Here is a 16,054-nt window from a genome sequence, read left to right as displayed (position 1 = left end):
AAAAAATAGGAGGTAGGAAGATGGAAAAACAACAAATAATTGAAAAACTTAAACAACTTAAAATTACAGCTGTAATTAGAAATAGTGATATAAACACAATGTTTTCTTTAGCTGATGCCTTAAAAAAAGGTGGTATTGAAGCATTAGAAATAACTGTTGAAGCGCCCGGTGCTATAGATGTAATCAAAGAATTAAGTAAAGCAAATAAATATTTTGTTGGTGCTGGAACAGTATTAGATGCGGAAACTGCGAGGGCTGCTATTATAGCAGGTGCAAAATTTATATTTACACCGGTTATGAGACTTGATGTAATAAAATTATGTAATAGGTATGGTATACCTGTTATTCCTGGTGCTACTACTCCGACAGAAATTTTAACAGGTTATGAAGCAGGAGCGGATTTTATTAAAGTTTTTCCTGCAGGAGTTTTTGGACCTCAATATTTAAAAGAAATTTTAGGGCCACTCAAACATATACCCATTTTTGTGACGGGAGGAATTAATAAAAATAATATTAAAGATTTTATTTTAGCAGGTGCAACAGGCGTATCCTTAGGCGGAGCATTAGTAGATAAAGAACTTATTGCAAAAGGCATGTTTGACAAAATAACCGAAAAAGCTATTGAGTTTGTAAGGCTGGTAAATCAAGTTTAGTTTACATGAAAGGGCATTGATTCAGCAGCAGGTTTAGCCTTATCAGGACTTAAGGAACCATCATAAAATTTAATATGACAGACAATACGTAATTCATTAGTAAATTAAATTTGGGAGGCATAAAAATGGGTGTTAAAATTGCCATTGTAAATTCCAGCAGTTTTGGCAAGCACTTTCCTGAACATATTGAAAGGTTAAAAGCATTAGGAGAAGTCGAAAGATTTGAACTTCCCCACGATATGAGAGGGAAGGCTTTAGCGGAAAAGCTAATGGGGTATTCTGTAATAATTGCCAGTGTCAAGCCATATTACGATAAGGAGTTTTTTGAGCATAAAGACAAAACTCTTTTAATAACACGTCACGGCATAGGTTATGATACAATAGACATTAAAAGTGCTACTGAAAAGGGAGTTATTGTAACGAAAGTTGAAGGCATTGTAGAAAGGGAAGCTGTAGCCGAAAACGCTATTGCACTTTTACTAGATGTTATGAAAAAAGTAAGGTCTGCCTCACTTAAAGTGAAAGAAGGAAAGTGGGGGGAAAGAGCGAGCTTCATTGGATATGAAATAAAAGACAAAGTTGTAGGAATTATAGGTATTGGAAATATTGGAAGCAGAGTTTGTGAAATCCTGAAATATGGGTTTGGTGCTAAAGTAGTGGCTTATGACCCTAATCTTTCAGCAGAAGAAATAGAAAAAAGGGGAGCAGAGCCTGTCACATTAGAGGAACTTTTAAAGAGGGCAGATATAATTTCTTTAAATGCTTCGCTAAATCGCGACAATTATCACATTCTTTCTCATAAAGAATTTGCCATGATGAAAAAAGGTACATTTATTGTCAATACAGCAAGAGGAGAACTTATAGATACAGAGGCTTTAATTAAGGCGTTAAAGGAAGGAATAGTTTTAGGAGCAGGGTTAGATGTTATAGAAGGGGAACCTATTGACGAAAATCATCCTCTTTTGGCATTTGACAACGTCATAATAACGCCTCATACTTCTGCATACACTTATGAATGCCTAAAAGGCATGGGGGACAAAGTGGTTTCTGATGTAGAGAAAGTTTTAAGAGGAGAAATACCTGAAGGGGTAATAAATCCAGAAGTTTTGGAGGGTAGGCCATGGAAAATTTGATTTTTTCTGTTGATATATAAATAAAGAAAGCAAATAACAACCATTTATTGGAAATTATTAACGAAAAAGCAATGATACAAAAAATTAAATGTTACAATTATAGAAGAAATGAATAGGACAAAAGGGAAAGGGTATAATTCAACAAAGCCTTTAAAAATATGCAAGTAAACTATTTATATAATGGGAGGTAATGTATGATAAAAGCTGACATTGGTTTAATAGGCCTTGGGGTGATGGGACAAAATTTAGCATTAAATATTGCAAGAAATGGATATGCTGTCTCTGTATTTAACAAAACAGAGGAAAAGACGAGAGAGTTTATTGATGAGAAAGTAAAAGAAGAGAAAATTTATCCTTTTTACACATTAAAAGATTTTGTCGAAAGTCTAAAAAAACCAAGAAAAATTATACTTATAATAAAAGCAGGAACACCTGTAGATGATGTGATAAACGAACTCTTATCGTATTTAGAAAAAGGGGATCTTATTGTTGACAGTGGGAATTCTTATTTTATGGATACTTCCAGGAGGTTAAAAGTTTTAAAAGAAAAGAATATTTTATTTTTAGGCATGGGAATTTCTGGTGGAGAATATGGTGCATTATATGGTCCTTCTTTAATGCCAGGTGGAACAAAAGAAGCTTATGAGTTGATAAAAGATGTACTTTTAAAAGTAGCTGCAAAAACAGAAGATGGGCCTTGTTGTACGTATGTGGGCAACGATTCTGCAGGGCATTTTGTAAAAATGGTTCATAATGGTATTGAATATGCTATTATGCAATTGATTGCTGAAGTGTATGATTTTATGAGGAAAATATTGAATATGACTAATGAAGAGATAGGGGATGTGTTTGAAAGGTGGAATCAGGAAGAACTTGATTCTTATTTAATGGAAATTTCTTATAAAATTATGAGATATAAAGACAAAGAAACTGGAGGATTTTTATTAGATTACATTTTAGATAAAGCAGAACAAAAAGGCACTGGAAAGTGGACTGCTCAAACTTCTTTGGATTTAGGAGTTCCTACACCAACATTGAATTTGGCGGTAGAGGCCAGAGTTATTTCTCATTACAAGGAAGAAAGAAAAACTTTATCAAAATTATATTCGAAAGAAAAGAATACAATCTCTGTGAATAAAGAAGAAATGATAGAGCATTTAAAAAAGACACTGCTTTTTGGAGTATTCATGTCATTTTCACAAGGATTATGGCTCATTTATGAAGCTTCAAAACAATATAATTATGGAGTAGACCTTAGCGAAATATTAAGAATTTGGAAAGGAGGCTGTATTATAAGAGCAAAAATTTTAGACTTTTTGAGGGATATTATCAGAGAAAATGAAGAATATGCAAATCTTTTGCATAGTGATAAGTCTATAGAATTTATTAAGGATAAATTAAATTCTGTCTATCAAGTTCTAGAAATTGGAAGAAATTATAGAATACCTCTCATGATAATAAATTCTGCAGTTGATTATTATTTTGCTTTAACAGAGGAAAATCTTCCTGCAAATCTTATTCAAGCCCAACGTGACTTTTTTGGAGCTCATACTTATGAAAGAGTCGATAAAGAAGGAATATTCCACACAGAGTGGGAAAAATAAGCCATGGAGAAGTTGCTCCATGGCTTTATAACTAAAAGAAATAGCATGATTGACTCGATGACAGTAATCTGCTATAATTTAAGCGTTGAAAATTTGACTTAGATATTTTAAAGAAGAAGTGGTTCCATAGGCTTCTTGCTTTTTTCATGGGAAGGTGATTTTTATAATAAAAATAAAACTAACACCTACTCAAGTACTTGCTTTAGGATTTGCGACTATTATATTAATTGGAACTTTATTACTAATGCTACCTGTGGCAACTAAAAGTGGAGAGAGAACAGATTTTTTAACTGCGCTTTTTACGGCTACATCAGCTACATGTGTTACTGGCCTTGTAGTTGTTGACACAAAAACATATTGGTCTGTTTTTGGGCAAATAGTGATAATGTTGCTGATACAAGTTGGCGGTTTAGGTATTATGACCATGTCAACGCTTTTCGCGTTGATCCTTGGTAGGAAGATAACCTTTAAAGAGAGATTGGTGATGCAAGAAGCTTTCAATACAAATAGCCTCGGAGGCATTGTGAAATTTGCCAAGTATATACTAATGGTTTCTTTTTTATTTGAAAGCATTGGCGCAATTATGTTGACTTTGAGATTTTTACCGCAGATGGGATTAAAAAAAGCAGTGTATTATGGCTTGTTCCATTCTATTTCTGCATTTAATAATGCTGGCTTTGATCTTATGGGGAATTTTAAGAGTCTAACGGGTTATGTTTCTGACTGGGTGGTAAACCTGGTCGTAATGGGTTTGATAATATTTGGTGGATTAGGATTTTACGTTTTGCTTGATATATACGAACATAGACATTTTAACAAATTTACACTGCATTCAAAAATTGTTATAACTATCACGTTGCTTTTAATTGCCATCGGTACACTGCTTATATTTTTATTTGAATACAATAATCCAAAAACATTAGGACCACTGGATTTTCCTACAAAAATACTTGCAGCATTATTTCAAGCTGTGACACCAAGGACAGCTGGCTTTAATACGTTATCGCTTTCTGACATGACTATAGCGTCTAAATTTTTGACAATAATACTTATGTTTATTGGAGCTTCTCCAGCTGGAACAGGTGGAGGCATCAAGACAACTACTTTCGCGGTTATACTATATACTGTGTTATCAGTTATACAAGGTGAAGAAGAGACAGTACTTTATAAGCGCACTATTAGCAGAAACATAGTCTATAAAGCTGTAGCTATATCTTTTATAAGTGTTTTTATTATTTTCTCCGTGACTATGGTTTTATCTATTACTGAAACATCCAACTTTTTGACTGTATTATACGAGACGACTTCAGCTTTTGGAACTGTAGGACTATCACTTGGGCTTACCCCCGAATTGAGTACAGTTGGCAGAATTATTATAATATTTACAATGTATACTGGCAGAGTTGGTCCTTTAACATTGGCGCTGGCATTGGCAAAAAGGCAGAGAAGGCCTAAACCTATAATAAAATATGCTGAAGAAAAAATTATGGTGGGTTAAATAGAGGTGGGACGATGAAACAATTCGTTGTTATTGGGTTAGGAAGCTTTGGCATAAGTTTGGCTAAGACTTTATATGAAATGGGCAATGACGTACTGGTTATAGATGAAGATGAAGAATTGGTGCAAGCTATGAATGGCTTGGTTACACATGCAGTGAGGGCTGATGCTACTGATGAAAATGTACTTAAGTCCCTAGGTGTGAAAAATTTTGATGTGGCTATAGTTGCTATAGGAAAGAACATGGAATCAAGCATTATGGTAACAATGCTTGTGAAAGAATTGGGAGTAAAATACGTAATAGCAAAAGCTCACAATGAATTACACGCGAGGGTTCTTTATAAGGTTGGAGCAGACAGGGTTGTTATGCCTGAAAAAGATATGGGCATAAGGGTTGCCAGAAATGTTTTTTCTAGCAATTTAATAGACCTTATTGAGTTTTCTAAGGAATACAGCATAGCAGAAATTCTTCCAATTGAAGAATGGTTTGGCAAAACGTTAAAGGAAATAAACGTGAGAGAAAAATATGGATTAAATGTCGTAGCGGTAAAAAAATTTAATGATGAAATCATTGTATCACCAGGGCCGGACTATGAGATTAATGAAGGTGATGTATTAGCTGTTTGCGGGAAAAATACAGATATTAAAAGATTTGAGATAAAAACATAGGATATAGGAAGAATTGTAGAAAAATAAAGCCATTGGAGTATATGTCACTCCGTGGCTTTATTTTTTTTATTTTTTTACTCAAAAAAGGAGGATTTTTTTAATATACGTCGAATATATATAATATAAGTTTGTTGAATCAATAAACTATTGGGGTGGTTATATAAATGAAAAGAAAATTAAAAAACAGTGTCGGAATATGGGCATTTGGCCCTGCTGCTACAAGATTCGATCCTGCAGGATACCACACGGAGCTTTCAAATGAGACAATGGAAGCATATATTGCATGGCACTTGGAGCAAAGTTTTAAATAATTATATTTTCAAAAAGGAGGAAAATGACATGGAATACTTCAAAAATGTACCACAAATAAAATATGAAGGACCAAAATCAAACAATCCATATGCATTTAAATTTTACAATCCAGATGAAATAATAGACGGAAAACCTTTAAAAGAACACTTGCGTTTTTCAGTAGCGTACTGGCACACATTTACAGCCAATGGGACAGATCCATTTGGAGCACCCACAATGCAAAGGCCATGGGACCATTTTACTGACCCTATGGATATTGCCAAAGCGAGAGTAGAAGCAGCCTTTGAACTATTTGAAAAACTCGACGTACCATTTTTCTGTTTCCATGACAGAGATATAGCTCCGGAAGGAGAGACATTAAGGGAGACGAACAAAAATTTAGATACAATAGTTGCAATGATAAAAGACTACTTAAAGACGAGCAAAACAAAAGTATTATGGGGCACAGCGAACCTTTTTTCAAATCCGAGATTTGTACATGGAGCAGCTACTTCCTGTAATGCAGATGTATTTGCATATGCAGCAGCGCAAGTAAAAAAAGCACTTGAGATAACAAAAGAACTTGGAGGACAGAACTATGTATTTTGGGGTGGAAGAGAAGGATATGAAACATTACTTAACACAGATATGGAATTGGAACTTGATAACTTAGCAAGATTTTTGCACATGGCAGTAGAATATGCACAAGAGATAGGATTTGAAGGGCAGTTTTTAATTGAGCCAAAACCTAAAGAACCGACAAAACACCAATATGATTTTGATGCAGCAAGTGTACATGCATTTTTAAAGAAGTACGACCTTGATAAATACTTCAAATTAAACATAGAAGCGAACCATGCGACACTTGCAGGACATGACTTTCAACATGAATTAAGATATGCAAGGATTAACAATATGTTAGGCTCTATAGATGCAAATATGGGAGATATGCTTTTAGGATGGGATACAGACCAATATCCAACAGACATACGAATGACAACCCTTGCGATGTACGAAGTCATAAAGATGGGAGGTTTTAACAAAGGTGGACTTAACTTCGATGCGAAAGTAAGGCGTGCCTCCTTTGAGCCAGAAGATTTATTTTTAGGGCATATAGCGGGTATGGATGCATTTGCAAAAGGATTCAAAGTAGCCTATAAGCTTGTTAAAGATGGTGTATTTGATAGATTTATAGAAGAAAGATACAAAAGTTATCGAGAAGGCATAGGAGCAGAGATAGTAAGTGGGAAAGCGAATTTTAAAACTCTTGAAGAATACGCATTAAACAATCCAAAAATTGAGAACAAATCAGGCAAGCAGGAACTACTGGAGTCAATATTAAATCAGTATTTATTTAGTGAATGACGGAGGGCTAAAATATGTATTTTATTGGGATAGATTTGGGTACATCAGCTGTAAAGATAATTTTAATAGAGGAAAAGGGAAATGTAATAGGAAGCACATCAAAAGAATATCCAGTATATTACCCTCAGCCAGGTTGGTCAGAACAAAATCCTGAAGACTGGTGGAATGCCACAAAAGATGGCATACGTGAGTTAATAATTAAAACTGGTGTAAAAAATGGTGATATAAAAGGCATAGGTTTAAGTGGCCAAATGCATGGGCTTGTACTTTTAGATGAGAACAACAATGTACTGATGCCTGCTATACTTTGGAATGACCAAAGGACGCAAGAGGAATGTGATTATATTACCCAAACATTAGGCAAAGAAAGATTGACAAAATATACAGGGAACAAAGCATTAACAGGATTTACAGCGCCAAAGATATTATGGGTAAAAAAACATCGCACTGATATATATAAAAAGATTCATCGTATACTTTTACCTAAAGATTACATCAGATTCAAACTTACAGGGGAATATGCAACAGATGTATCAGATGCATCAGGTACATTGTTGTTTGATGTAGAAAATAGAAAATGGTCAAAAGAGATGCTAGATGCGTTAGAGATACCCTATAATTGGATGCCAAAATGTTATGAATCTACGGAGGTAACTGGATATGTCACAAAAGAGGCAGCAGATTTGACAGGATTAAAAGAAGGGACAATAGTTGTAGGCGGAGGAGGAGATCAAGCAAGTGGAGCAGTAGGGACAGGAACAGTAAAAAGTGGCATAGTATCAGTTGCACTTGGCACTTCAGGAGTTGTATTTGCAAGTCAAGACAAATATGTAGTAGATGAAGAAAACAGATTACACTCTTTCTGTCATGCTAATGGCAAATGGCATGTAATGGGAGTAATGCTCTCAGCAGCCGCTTGTTTAAAATGGTGGATAGATAACATAATCAACTTTAATGGTTCTTCTATAACATATGAAAAGCTTTTAGAAGAAGCAGAAAAAGTAACACCAGGCAGTGGTGGATTAATATTTCTGCCTTATCTCATGGGTGAGAGGACTCCACATAGTGACCCTTATGCAAGAGGAAGTTTTATAGGATTAAACATGACTCACAAGAGAGAACACATGACAAGAGCAATACTTGAAGGTGTAGCATTTGGGCTTAGAGACTCACTTGAGATAATAAAAGAACTCAATATACCGGTAAATGAAGTCAGAGTAAGCGGTGGTGGTGCAAAAAGCGTATTGTGGAGGCAAGTACTTGCAGATATTTTCGGTGTCAGAGTAGACATGGTAAATGCAACTGAAGGACCAGCTTTTGGCGCAGCAATAATGTCAGCCGTAGGATATGGAATATTTAAAGATGTTGAGGAGGCATGTAGTACACTCATCAAAGTGACTGATAGTGTTTACCCAATAGGAGAAAATGTAAGTAAATATAATGAAATATATCAGATTTATAGAGGTTTGTATAAGGCCCTTAAAGATAGGTTTGGGGAAATAGCCAGTATAAATTAATTTCGAAAAATATACTTGTAAAAGTAAAAACACAATATTAAAGGGGAATGTTAAAGGGGGTGAGATAAAATCACAAAATTGTTAAATTAAAAATTTAATTTTACTAGTAAAATTTTCACAGCACAAATTAGGAGGGTGAAAAGAATGAGGAGAATTATTGCTTTGATTACAATTGTGATTATGGTGGTTGGGTTGTTATCAGGATGCGGACAAAATAGTCAAACAGGGCAATCTGAGTCAACTCAGCCAAAAGAAAAAGTATTAAAGATTTGGTCTTTTACAAATGAAGCAAAGGTTTTCGCAACAGCTTTTAAAGAGAAACATCCAGATGTAAAAATAGAGTATACTATGATTCCAATGACAGAAGGAGAATATCAATTAAAACTTAAATCAGCATTACAGTCAGGAGATGTTCCGGATGTTGTTGCTTTAGAAGCAAGTTTTGTTAGAAGTTTTGTGGAAAGTAATTATTTAGCTGACATATCTGATTTACTTCCTGCAGCAAAAGAATTAGAGACTTATCAATTTACTATAGATATGGGAACAGATCAAAATGGTGTGATAAAAGCTTATTCTTATCAGGCTACTCCTGGCGTTATGTATTATCGTAGAAGTCTTGCAAAACTATATTTTGGAACTGATGATCCGGCAAAAATCCAAGAGTTAATGTCCGACATTGACAAATTTGCAGAAGCAGCAAAAATAATAAAGGAAAAATCTAACGGCAATACCTATATGGTAGCTTCTACAGCTGATTTTGGAAATTTGTTTTTTGCAAATAGGTCACAACCGTGGATAGTGAACAATAAATTGGTTATAGATCCACAAATTGATAAATTATTTGATATTGCAAAATTATTTAGGCAAAACGGATATGAAGCACAAACACAACAATGGTCAGAAAGCTGGTTTGCTGGCATGAACGATTCGTTAGTGGATGCAAAAGGTAATCCAAAACAAGTTTTTTCATATTTCCTGCCAACATGGGGATTGTCGTACGTATTGCAACCTAATGCTGTAGCAAAACAAAACAAAGAAGGTAAAACGGTAGGTCATGATACATCAGGCGATTGGGCTCTTATTCCAGGTCCATTACCATATCAATGGGGTGGTACATGGTTCGGAGTGCCAAAAGATAGTAAGAATATAGAATTAGCAAAAGAATTTATAAAATTTGCTACTTTAAATGAGGAAACATTAAAAAATTGGGCACTAGGTGTTTATACGAATGAATATCTAAAAAAGATAGATCCCAGTGTTGGGAACGATTTAAAACAACCAGCTGGAGACTTTGTATCGAGCAAAAAAGTAGTAGAAGAACTAATACCACAGATGAAAGATACTCCTGCAAGTAAATTTGTTGGAGGACAAAATCCTTATGAAGTATTTGCAGAAGCAGCAAAACGCATTGATCTTGCTAATACTCTCAAAAATATTCAGGGCACGGATGATGTGATTCAACGTGCATTATGGGATCCATTGGATGCTTACGCTTCTGGTAAAGTAAGTAAAGAGGAAGCGGTAAAGCAATTTAAAGACAATGTTAAAAATGCTCTTCCCAATGTTCAAGTTAATTAATATATTAGCTAGAGAAAATGTTAACGTTTTGTTGGCATTTTCTCTAGGCTTCTTAGTAATTTTATAAAAGTGAGGGAATACAAATATGGAAGCTTTTAATTTAAAGTCGAAAAGCAAGATTAATAAGAACTATTATGGTTATATCTTTACTTTGCCATTTATAGTTATATTTTTAGTTTTTAATCTATATCCACTTATTTATACATTTTACTTAAGTTTAACAGATATGACTCTGATGAATTCGTCTTATCATTTTGTTGGACTTGCGAATTTCAAACAATTATTTTCTGATAACTATTTTTTAAAATCAGTAATAAATACTTGGAAAATTTGGCTTATTAATTTTATTCCCCAATTAACTATTGCTATGCTTTTAGCTATTTGGTTTGTCAATAACAGATTGAAAATTAAATTTATTGGGTTATGGAGAACGATTTATTATTTACCAAATATACTTATGCCAGTTGCAGTAGCTGCACTTTTTTATAATTTTTTCTCCCTATATGGTCCTGTAAATCAAATAGCAGTTCGTACAGGAATTTTAAAAGAAGCTTTTGACTTTTTTAGGAGTACTACTTGGACACAACTTATTGTGGCGTTTATTCAATGGTGGATGTGGTATGGAGTAACAATAATCTTTTTAATGGCAGGGCTATCTTCAATTTCACCTTCATATTATGAATCAGCTTTAGTGGATGGTGCTAATTCATGGCAAATGTTTACTAAAATTACTCTTCCTCTTTTAAAACCGGTTCTAATATATGTACTTGTGACTTCGTTATCAGGCGGAATGCAGATGTTTGATATACCCTATTTATTAACTGATGGGACAGGATCTCCTGACGGAGCTATAAGAACAATGAGCGTTTTAATGTATATGAAATTTTCAAGCGGCGATGGTTATATTGGTGCTGCTGCTTCTGTTGGTGTTATGATTTTTCTTATAACTGCTATTGCAGCATTTATTATAATAAACCTGCTAAAAGAGAGGGAATAAAGACAAAAATTAGGCTAAGAAAGGATGGGATTATGAATTATAAACTTCGTATAAAATTTATGAAGATAGGAGTATATATCTTTTTAATTATACTTTTCTTACTTGCTATTTTACCTATATGGCTTTTGCTTGTTAATGCTACACGTTCCACACCTGAAATACAGCAAGGAGTTAGTTTGTTGCCAAGCAGTAATCTGTGGGTAAATTGGAATCATCTTACAGGTATGGGAGTAAACATATGGAGAGGCTTTTTAAACAGCCTTATTATATCTGTTCCAGTTACTTTTTTAACTGTTTATTTTTCAATGATGACGGCTTATGCAATTCATGTATATGATTTTAAATGGAAAAAAATGCTATATAATACTGTGGTACTTTTGACAATTGTTCCAACTCAATTAGTACCAATAATAGGATTTTATAAATATATGGCATCTCTAAAATTATTAAATAGTTATATTCCGCTAATTGTTCCAGCTATTGCTTCGCCTCCAATGGTATTTTTTGCACTACAATATTTGGAATCTACGATAGTAAAGGATTTAATAGAAGCTGCCCGTATCGAAGGAAGTGGAGAACTTGGAATTTTTCATAAAATTATTTTACCTATAGCAAAACCTGGTGCATTTACAATGGGAATTTTATCTTTTGTTGCTTCTTGGAATAACTTTTTTACTCCATTTATGTTAATTTCAAAAATAGAAAAATATACGCTTCCAATGATTGTTAAATTATTACGTGGGGATATGTATAGAACAGAATATGGAGCAATATACCTTGGTCTTGCAATCACGATGATTCCTATTATAATAGTTTATGCTATATTTTCAAAATATATTGTAAGTGGGATTGCAATGGGAGCTATAAAAGAGTAAAAAACTAATAGCAAAAGGGGGATTTTTAAATGACGCCATTATATTTAGATTCCACTCAATCAGTGGAAAAAAGAGTAGAAGATTTATTACAGCAAATGACTATAGAAGAAAAAGTAGCACAACTAAACAGTATTTGGGTATACGAAATATTAGATGATATGAAATTTTCTTTTGATAAAGCTAAAAGATTGATGTCATATGGAATAGGTCAAATCACCCGCCTTGGTGGAGCAAGTAATTTATCACCACGGGAAACAGTGAGAATAGCAAATCAGATTCAAAAATTTTTGATTGAAAATACAAGGCTTGGCATACCTGCTTTGATTCATGAGGAGTCTTGTAGTGGATATATGGCAAAAGGGGCAACTATTTTTCCACAAACTATAGGAGTTGCGAGTACGTGGAATAATGAAATTGTTGAAAAAATGGCTTCTGTAATAAGGGAACAGATGAAAGCTGTTGGAGCAAGGCAAGCTCTTGCGCCTTTATTGGATATTACAAGAGATCCACGTTGGGGAAGAACAGAAGAAACTTTTGGAGAAGACCCTTATTTAGTAATGCGTATGGGTGTTTCATATATTCGTGGGCTTCAAACTGAAAGTTTAAAGGAAGGCATTGTAGCTACAGGAAAACATTTTGTGGGATATGGAAATTCAGAGGGAGGCATGAATTGGGCTCCTGCTCATATTCCTGAAAGGGAGCTTAGAGAAGTTTTTCTTTATCCTTTTGAGGCGGCGGTAAAAGAGGCGAAATTAAGTTCGATTATGCCGGGATACCACGAACTTGATGGGGTACCGTGTCACAAATCAAAAAAATTGTTAAACGATATTTTACGTAAAGATTGGGGTTTCGAGGGAATTGTAGTATCTGATTACTTTGCTATAAGCCAGCTTTACGAGTACCATCATGTGACATCAGATAAAAAGGGAGCTGCAAAATTGGCTTTAGAGGCTGGTGTTGATGTGGAATTACCAAGCACCGACTATTATGGCTTGCCGCTTAGAGAGTTAATTGAAAGTGGTGAGATTGATATAGATTTTGTAAATGAAGCTGTAAAGAGAGTTTTAAAAATAAAATTTGAATTAGGGTTATTTGAGAATCCTTATATAAATGAAGAAAAGGCTGTTGAGATTTTTGATACAAATGAACAACGAGAACTAGCTTATAAAATAGCGCAGGAGTCTATAGTATTGTTGAAAAATGAAAATAATTTGCTGCCTTTAAAGAAAGATTTGAAATCTATTGCAGTTATTGGCCCCAATGCTGATAGTATTCGCAATATGATTGGTGATTATGCATATCCTTGTCATATTGAATCATTACTTGAAATGAGAGAGACCGACAATGTTTTTAATACACCTTTGCCAGAAAGCTTAGAAGCAAAAGATATTTATGTACCTATTGTAACTGTGCTACAGGGAATTAAGGCAAAAGTTTCTTCTAATACAGAAGTTTTATATGCAAAAGGCTGCGATGTTCTTAACAATAGTAAGGATGGTTTTAAAGAAGCGGTTGAGATTGCAAAACAGGCTGATGTTGCTGTTGTAGTAGTAGGAGATAAATCAGGGCTAACAGATGGCTGTACTTCTGGTGAATCAAGAGATCGGGCAGACCTTAATTTGCCGGGTGTACAAGAAGAGCTGATAAAAGCAATTTATGAAACTGGTACACCAGTAATAGTGGTACTTATAAATGGAAGACCAATGTCTATTTCTTGGATAGCTGAAAAAATTCCAGCAATTATTGAAGCTTGGTTACCTGGTGAAGAGGGTGGAAGAGCTGTTGCAGATGTGATTTTTGGTGACTATAATCCTGGAGGTAAACTACCAATTTCTATTCCTCAATCAGTAGGGCAGTTACCAGTATATTATTACCATAAACCTTCTGGAGGCCGCAGTCACTGGAAGGGGGACTATGTAGAATTAAGCACAAAGCCTTTATATCCCTTTGGTTATGGTCTTAGCTATACAGAGTTTTCATACACTAATCTTAATATTTCTAATAGAAAGGTTTCTTTAAGGGACAGAATGGTTGAAATCTCTGTTGATATAAAAAATACAGGTACATTAAAGGGAGATGAAGTTGTTCAACTTTATATACATCAAGAAGCTTTAAGTGTTACAAGGCCTGTTAAAGAGCTTAAAGGGTTTAAACGCATTACTTTAGATGCTGGTGAAGAAAAGACAGTTATTTTCAAACTTTCTATTGAACAACTGGGTTTTTATGATGAGAATATGGAGTATGTGGTAGAACCAGGACGTGTAGATGTAATGATAGGGAGCTCTTCTGAAGATATAAGGCTAAGGGATTATTTTGAAATTGTAGGAGAAAAAGAGAAAGTAGCTAAAAAATTTATTACGGAAGTAAGGGTAGAGAATAAATAGAAAGCCAAATAATAGAGATAGGAGTGATAAAATTGGCAAAATTTCCAAGAGATTTCGTTTGGGGGACAGCCACATCATCATACCAAATAGAAGGAGCGGTAAATGAAGACGGAAGGACCCCTTCCATATGGGACACATTTTCAAAAACAGAAGGGAAGACCTATAAAGGCCATACAGGAGATGTAGCCTGTGACCATTACCACCGCTATAAAGAAGATGTAGAGATATTAAAAGAAATAGGAGTAAAAGCTTACAGATTTTCAATTGCATGGCCAAGAATTTTCCCTGAGGAAGGGAAATACAATCCAAAAGGGATGGACTTTTACAAGAAGTTAATAGATGAATTACAGAAAAGAGATATAGTACCAGCTGCAACAATTTATCACTGGGATTTACCCCAATGGGCTTATGACAAAGGAGGAGGCTGGCTAAATAGGGAAAGTATAAAATGGTATGTAGAATACGCCACGAAACTATTTGAAGAATTAGGCGATGCGATACCCCTATGGATAACTCATAATGAGCCATGGTGTTCCTCAATATTAAGCTATGGAATAGGAGAACATGCGCCAGGGCACAAAAACTACAGAGAGGCACTAATAGCAGCTCATCATATACTACTTTCCCATGGAGAAGCAGTAAAAGCCTTTAGAGAAATGAATATAAAAGGGAGTAAGATTGGTATAACACTAAACTTAACCCCTGCATATCCAGCCAGCGAAAAAGAAGAAGACAAATTAGCAGCCCAATATGCTGACGGATTTGCTAACAGATGGTTTTTAGATCCAATATTCAAAGGCAATTATCCAGAGGATATGATGGAATTATATAGTAAAATAATTGGAGAATTTGACTTTATAAAAGAAGGAGATTTAGAGACTATAAGTGTTCCGATAGATTTTCTTGGAGTCAATTATTATACAAGAAGTATTGTAAAATATGATGAAGATTCCATGCTAAAGGCAGAGAATGTGCCGGGGCCAGGTAAGAGGACGGAGATGGGATGGGAGATAAGCCCAGAGTCTTTGTATGACCTTTTAAAAAGGCTAGATAGAGAATATACAAAACTGCCTATGTATATCACAGAGAATGGAGCAGCATTTAAAGATGAAGTGACAGAGGATGGACGAGTACACGACGATGAAAGAATAGAATACATTAAAGAGCACTTAAAAGCAGCAGCAAAATTTATAGGAGAAGGAGGTAACTTAAAAGGATATTTCGTATGGTCGCTGATGGACAATTTTGAATGGGCCCATGGATATTCAAAAAGATTTGGGATAGTTTATGTGGATTATACTACACAAAAGAGAATATTAAAAGACAGTGCATTATGGTATAAAGAGGTAATATTGGATGATGGTATCGAAGATTGAACCCAATCCCTCTGATAAGGGATGGAATAAAGCATTTTTCATAGTAATGTTGAAATGTTTTCTCTTTATAATCTAACTTAGCTGTATAATTAAAAGGTAACTACAAAATAAAAAA

General features: G+C 34.5%; 13 protein-coding genes. All 13 read left to right on the top strand.

Annotation, left to right across the window (positions count from 1 at the left end):
- The first annotated feature begins 20 nt into the window (after positions 1 to 20).
- Positions 21 to 653, top strand: a complete 633-nt coding sequence (locus tag THEBR_RS10460) for a bifunctional 4-hydroxy-2-oxoglutarate aldolase/2-dehydro-3-deoxy-phosphogluconate aldolase (RefSeq protein WP_009051961.1) — start codon at positions 21 to 23, stop codon at positions 651 to 653.
- 125 nt (positions 654 to 778) lie between these two features.
- A complete protein-coding gene (locus THEBR_RS10455) occupies positions 779 to 1,786 on the top strand; it encodes a D-isomer specific 2-hydroxyacid dehydrogenase family protein (protein ID WP_012269744.1) in 1,008 nt (335 codons plus the stop codon).
- A 194-nt stretch (positions 1,787 to 1,980) separates the two neighbouring features.
- Positions 1,981 to 3,390 (top strand): NADP-dependent phosphogluconate dehydrogenase, encoded by a 1,410-nt coding sequence (gene gndA / locus THEBR_RS10450; protein WP_012269743.1) that lies wholly within the window; start codon positions 1,981 to 1,983, stop codon positions 3,388 to 3,390.
- Between the two features lie 154 nt (positions 3,391 to 3,544).
- A complete protein-coding gene (locus THEBR_RS10445; protein WP_012269742.1) occupies positions 3,545 to 4,888 on the top strand; it encodes a TrkH family potassium uptake protein in 1,344 nt (447 codons plus the stop codon).
- A 14-nt stretch (positions 4,889 to 4,902) separates the two neighbouring features.
- A complete protein-coding gene (locus tag THEBR_RS10440) occupies positions 4,903 to 5,556 on the top strand; it encodes a potassium channel family protein (protein WP_013149657.1) in 654 nt (217 codons plus the stop codon).
- 164 nt (positions 5,557 to 5,720) lie between these two features.
- Complete coding sequence (locus THEBR_RS12260) at positions 5,721 to 5,867, top strand: hypothetical protein (RefSeq protein WP_013149658.1); 147 nt, start codon at positions 5,721 to 5,723, stop codon at positions 5,865 to 5,867.
- A gap of 28 nt (positions 5,868 to 5,895) precedes the next feature.
- Positions 5,896 to 7,212 carry a xylose isomerase gene (gene xylA / locus THEBR_RS10435; RefSeq protein WP_013570854.1) on the top strand — a complete coding sequence of 439 codons (1,317 nt, stop codon included), beginning with the start codon at positions 5,896 to 5,898 and terminating at the stop codon, positions 7,210 to 7,212.
- Between the two features lie 14 nt (positions 7,213 to 7,226).
- Positions 7,227 to 8,729 (top strand): xylulokinase, encoded by a 1,503-nt coding sequence (gene xylB / locus THEBR_RS10430; RefSeq protein ID WP_012269739.1) that lies wholly within the window; start codon positions 7,227 to 7,229, stop codon positions 8,727 to 8,729.
- 144 nt (positions 8,730 to 8,873) lie between these two features.
- Positions 8,874 to 10,307, top strand: coding sequence for an ABC transporter substrate-binding protein (locus THEBR_RS10425; RefSeq protein ID WP_012269738.1), 1,434 nt, complete (start codon positions 8,874 to 8,876; stop codon positions 10,305 to 10,307).
- A gap of 85 nt (positions 10,308 to 10,392) precedes the next feature.
- Positions 10,393 to 11,304: a carbohydrate ABC transporter permease gene (locus tag THEBR_RS10420; protein ID WP_012269737.1), complete on the top strand. Its 912-nt coding sequence runs from the start codon at positions 10,393 to 10,395 to the stop codon at positions 11,302 to 11,304.
- Between the two features lie 32 nt (positions 11,305 to 11,336).
- Positions 11,337 to 12,179 (top strand): carbohydrate ABC transporter permease, encoded by an 843-nt coding sequence (locus THEBR_RS10415; RefSeq protein WP_003869017.1) that lies wholly within the window; start codon positions 11,337 to 11,339, stop codon positions 12,177 to 12,179.
- A 29-nt stretch (positions 12,180 to 12,208) separates the two neighbouring features.
- Entirely contained in the window at positions 12,209 to 14,563 is a 2,355-nt protein-coding gene (locus THEBR_RS10410; RefSeq protein WP_012269735.1) for a glycoside hydrolase family 3 N-terminal domain-containing protein, read from the top strand.
- Between the two features lie 32 nt (positions 14,564 to 14,595).
- Positions 14,596 to 15,939: a GH1 family beta-glucosidase gene (locus THEBR_RS10405; protein WP_012269734.1), complete on the top strand. Its 1,344-nt coding sequence runs from the start codon at positions 14,596 to 14,598 to the stop codon at positions 15,937 to 15,939.
- Positions 15,940 to 16,054: the final 115 nt, after the last annotated feature.

Source organism: Thermoanaerobacter brockii subsp. finnii Ako-1 (assembly GCF_000175295.2).
GTDB lineage: Bacteria > Bacillota > Thermoanaerobacteria > Thermoanaerobacterales > Thermoanaerobacteraceae > Thermoanaerobacter > Thermoanaerobacter pseudethanolicus.
The sequence above is the reverse complement of the archived record's forward strand: the minus strand, read 5'-3'. Positions and strand labels throughout refer to the sequence as shown.

Excerpts from the sequence above, each read along its gene's own strand:
- THEBR_RS10455 (WP_012269744.1), top strand. The coding sequence starts at position 779 with ATGGGTGTTAAAATTGCCATTGTAAATTCCAGCAGTTTTGGCAAGCAC.
- THEBR_RS12260 (WP_013149658.1), top strand. The coding sequence starts at position 5,721 with ATGAAAAGAAAATTAAAAAACAGTGTCGGAATATGGGCATTTGGCCCT.
- THEBR_RS10440 (WP_013149657.1), top strand. The coding sequence starts at position 4,903 with ATGAAACAATTCGTTGTTATTGGGTTAGGAAGCTTTGGCATAAGTTTG.
- THEBR_RS10460 (WP_009051961.1), top strand. The coding sequence starts at position 21 with ATGGAAAAACAACAAATAATTGAAAAACTTAAACAACTTAAAATTACA.
- xylB (WP_012269739.1), top strand. The coding sequence starts at position 7,227 with ATGTATTTTATTGGGATAGATTTGGGTACATCAGCTGTAAAGATAATT.
- THEBR_RS10410 (WP_012269735.1), top strand. The coding sequence starts at position 12,209 with ATGACGCCATTATATTTAGATTCCACTCAATCAGTGGAAAAAAGAGTA.
- THEBR_RS10420 (WP_012269737.1), top strand. The coding sequence starts at position 10,393 with ATGGAAGCTTTTAATTTAAAGTCGAAAAGCAAGATTAATAAGAACTAT.
- THEBR_RS10415 (WP_003869017.1), top strand. The coding sequence starts at position 11,337 with ATGAATTATAAACTTCGTATAAAATTTATGAAGATAGGAGTATATATC.
- gndA (WP_012269743.1), top strand. The coding sequence starts at position 1,981 with ATGATAAAAGCTGACATTGGTTTAATAGGCCTTGGGGTGATGGGACAA.
- THEBR_RS10425 (WP_012269738.1), top strand. The coding sequence starts at position 8,874 with ATGAGGAGAATTATTGCTTTGATTACAATTGTGATTATGGTGGTTGGG.
- xylA (WP_013570854.1), top strand. The coding sequence starts at position 5,896 with ATGGAATACTTCAAAAATGTACCACAAATAAAATATGAAGGACCAAAA.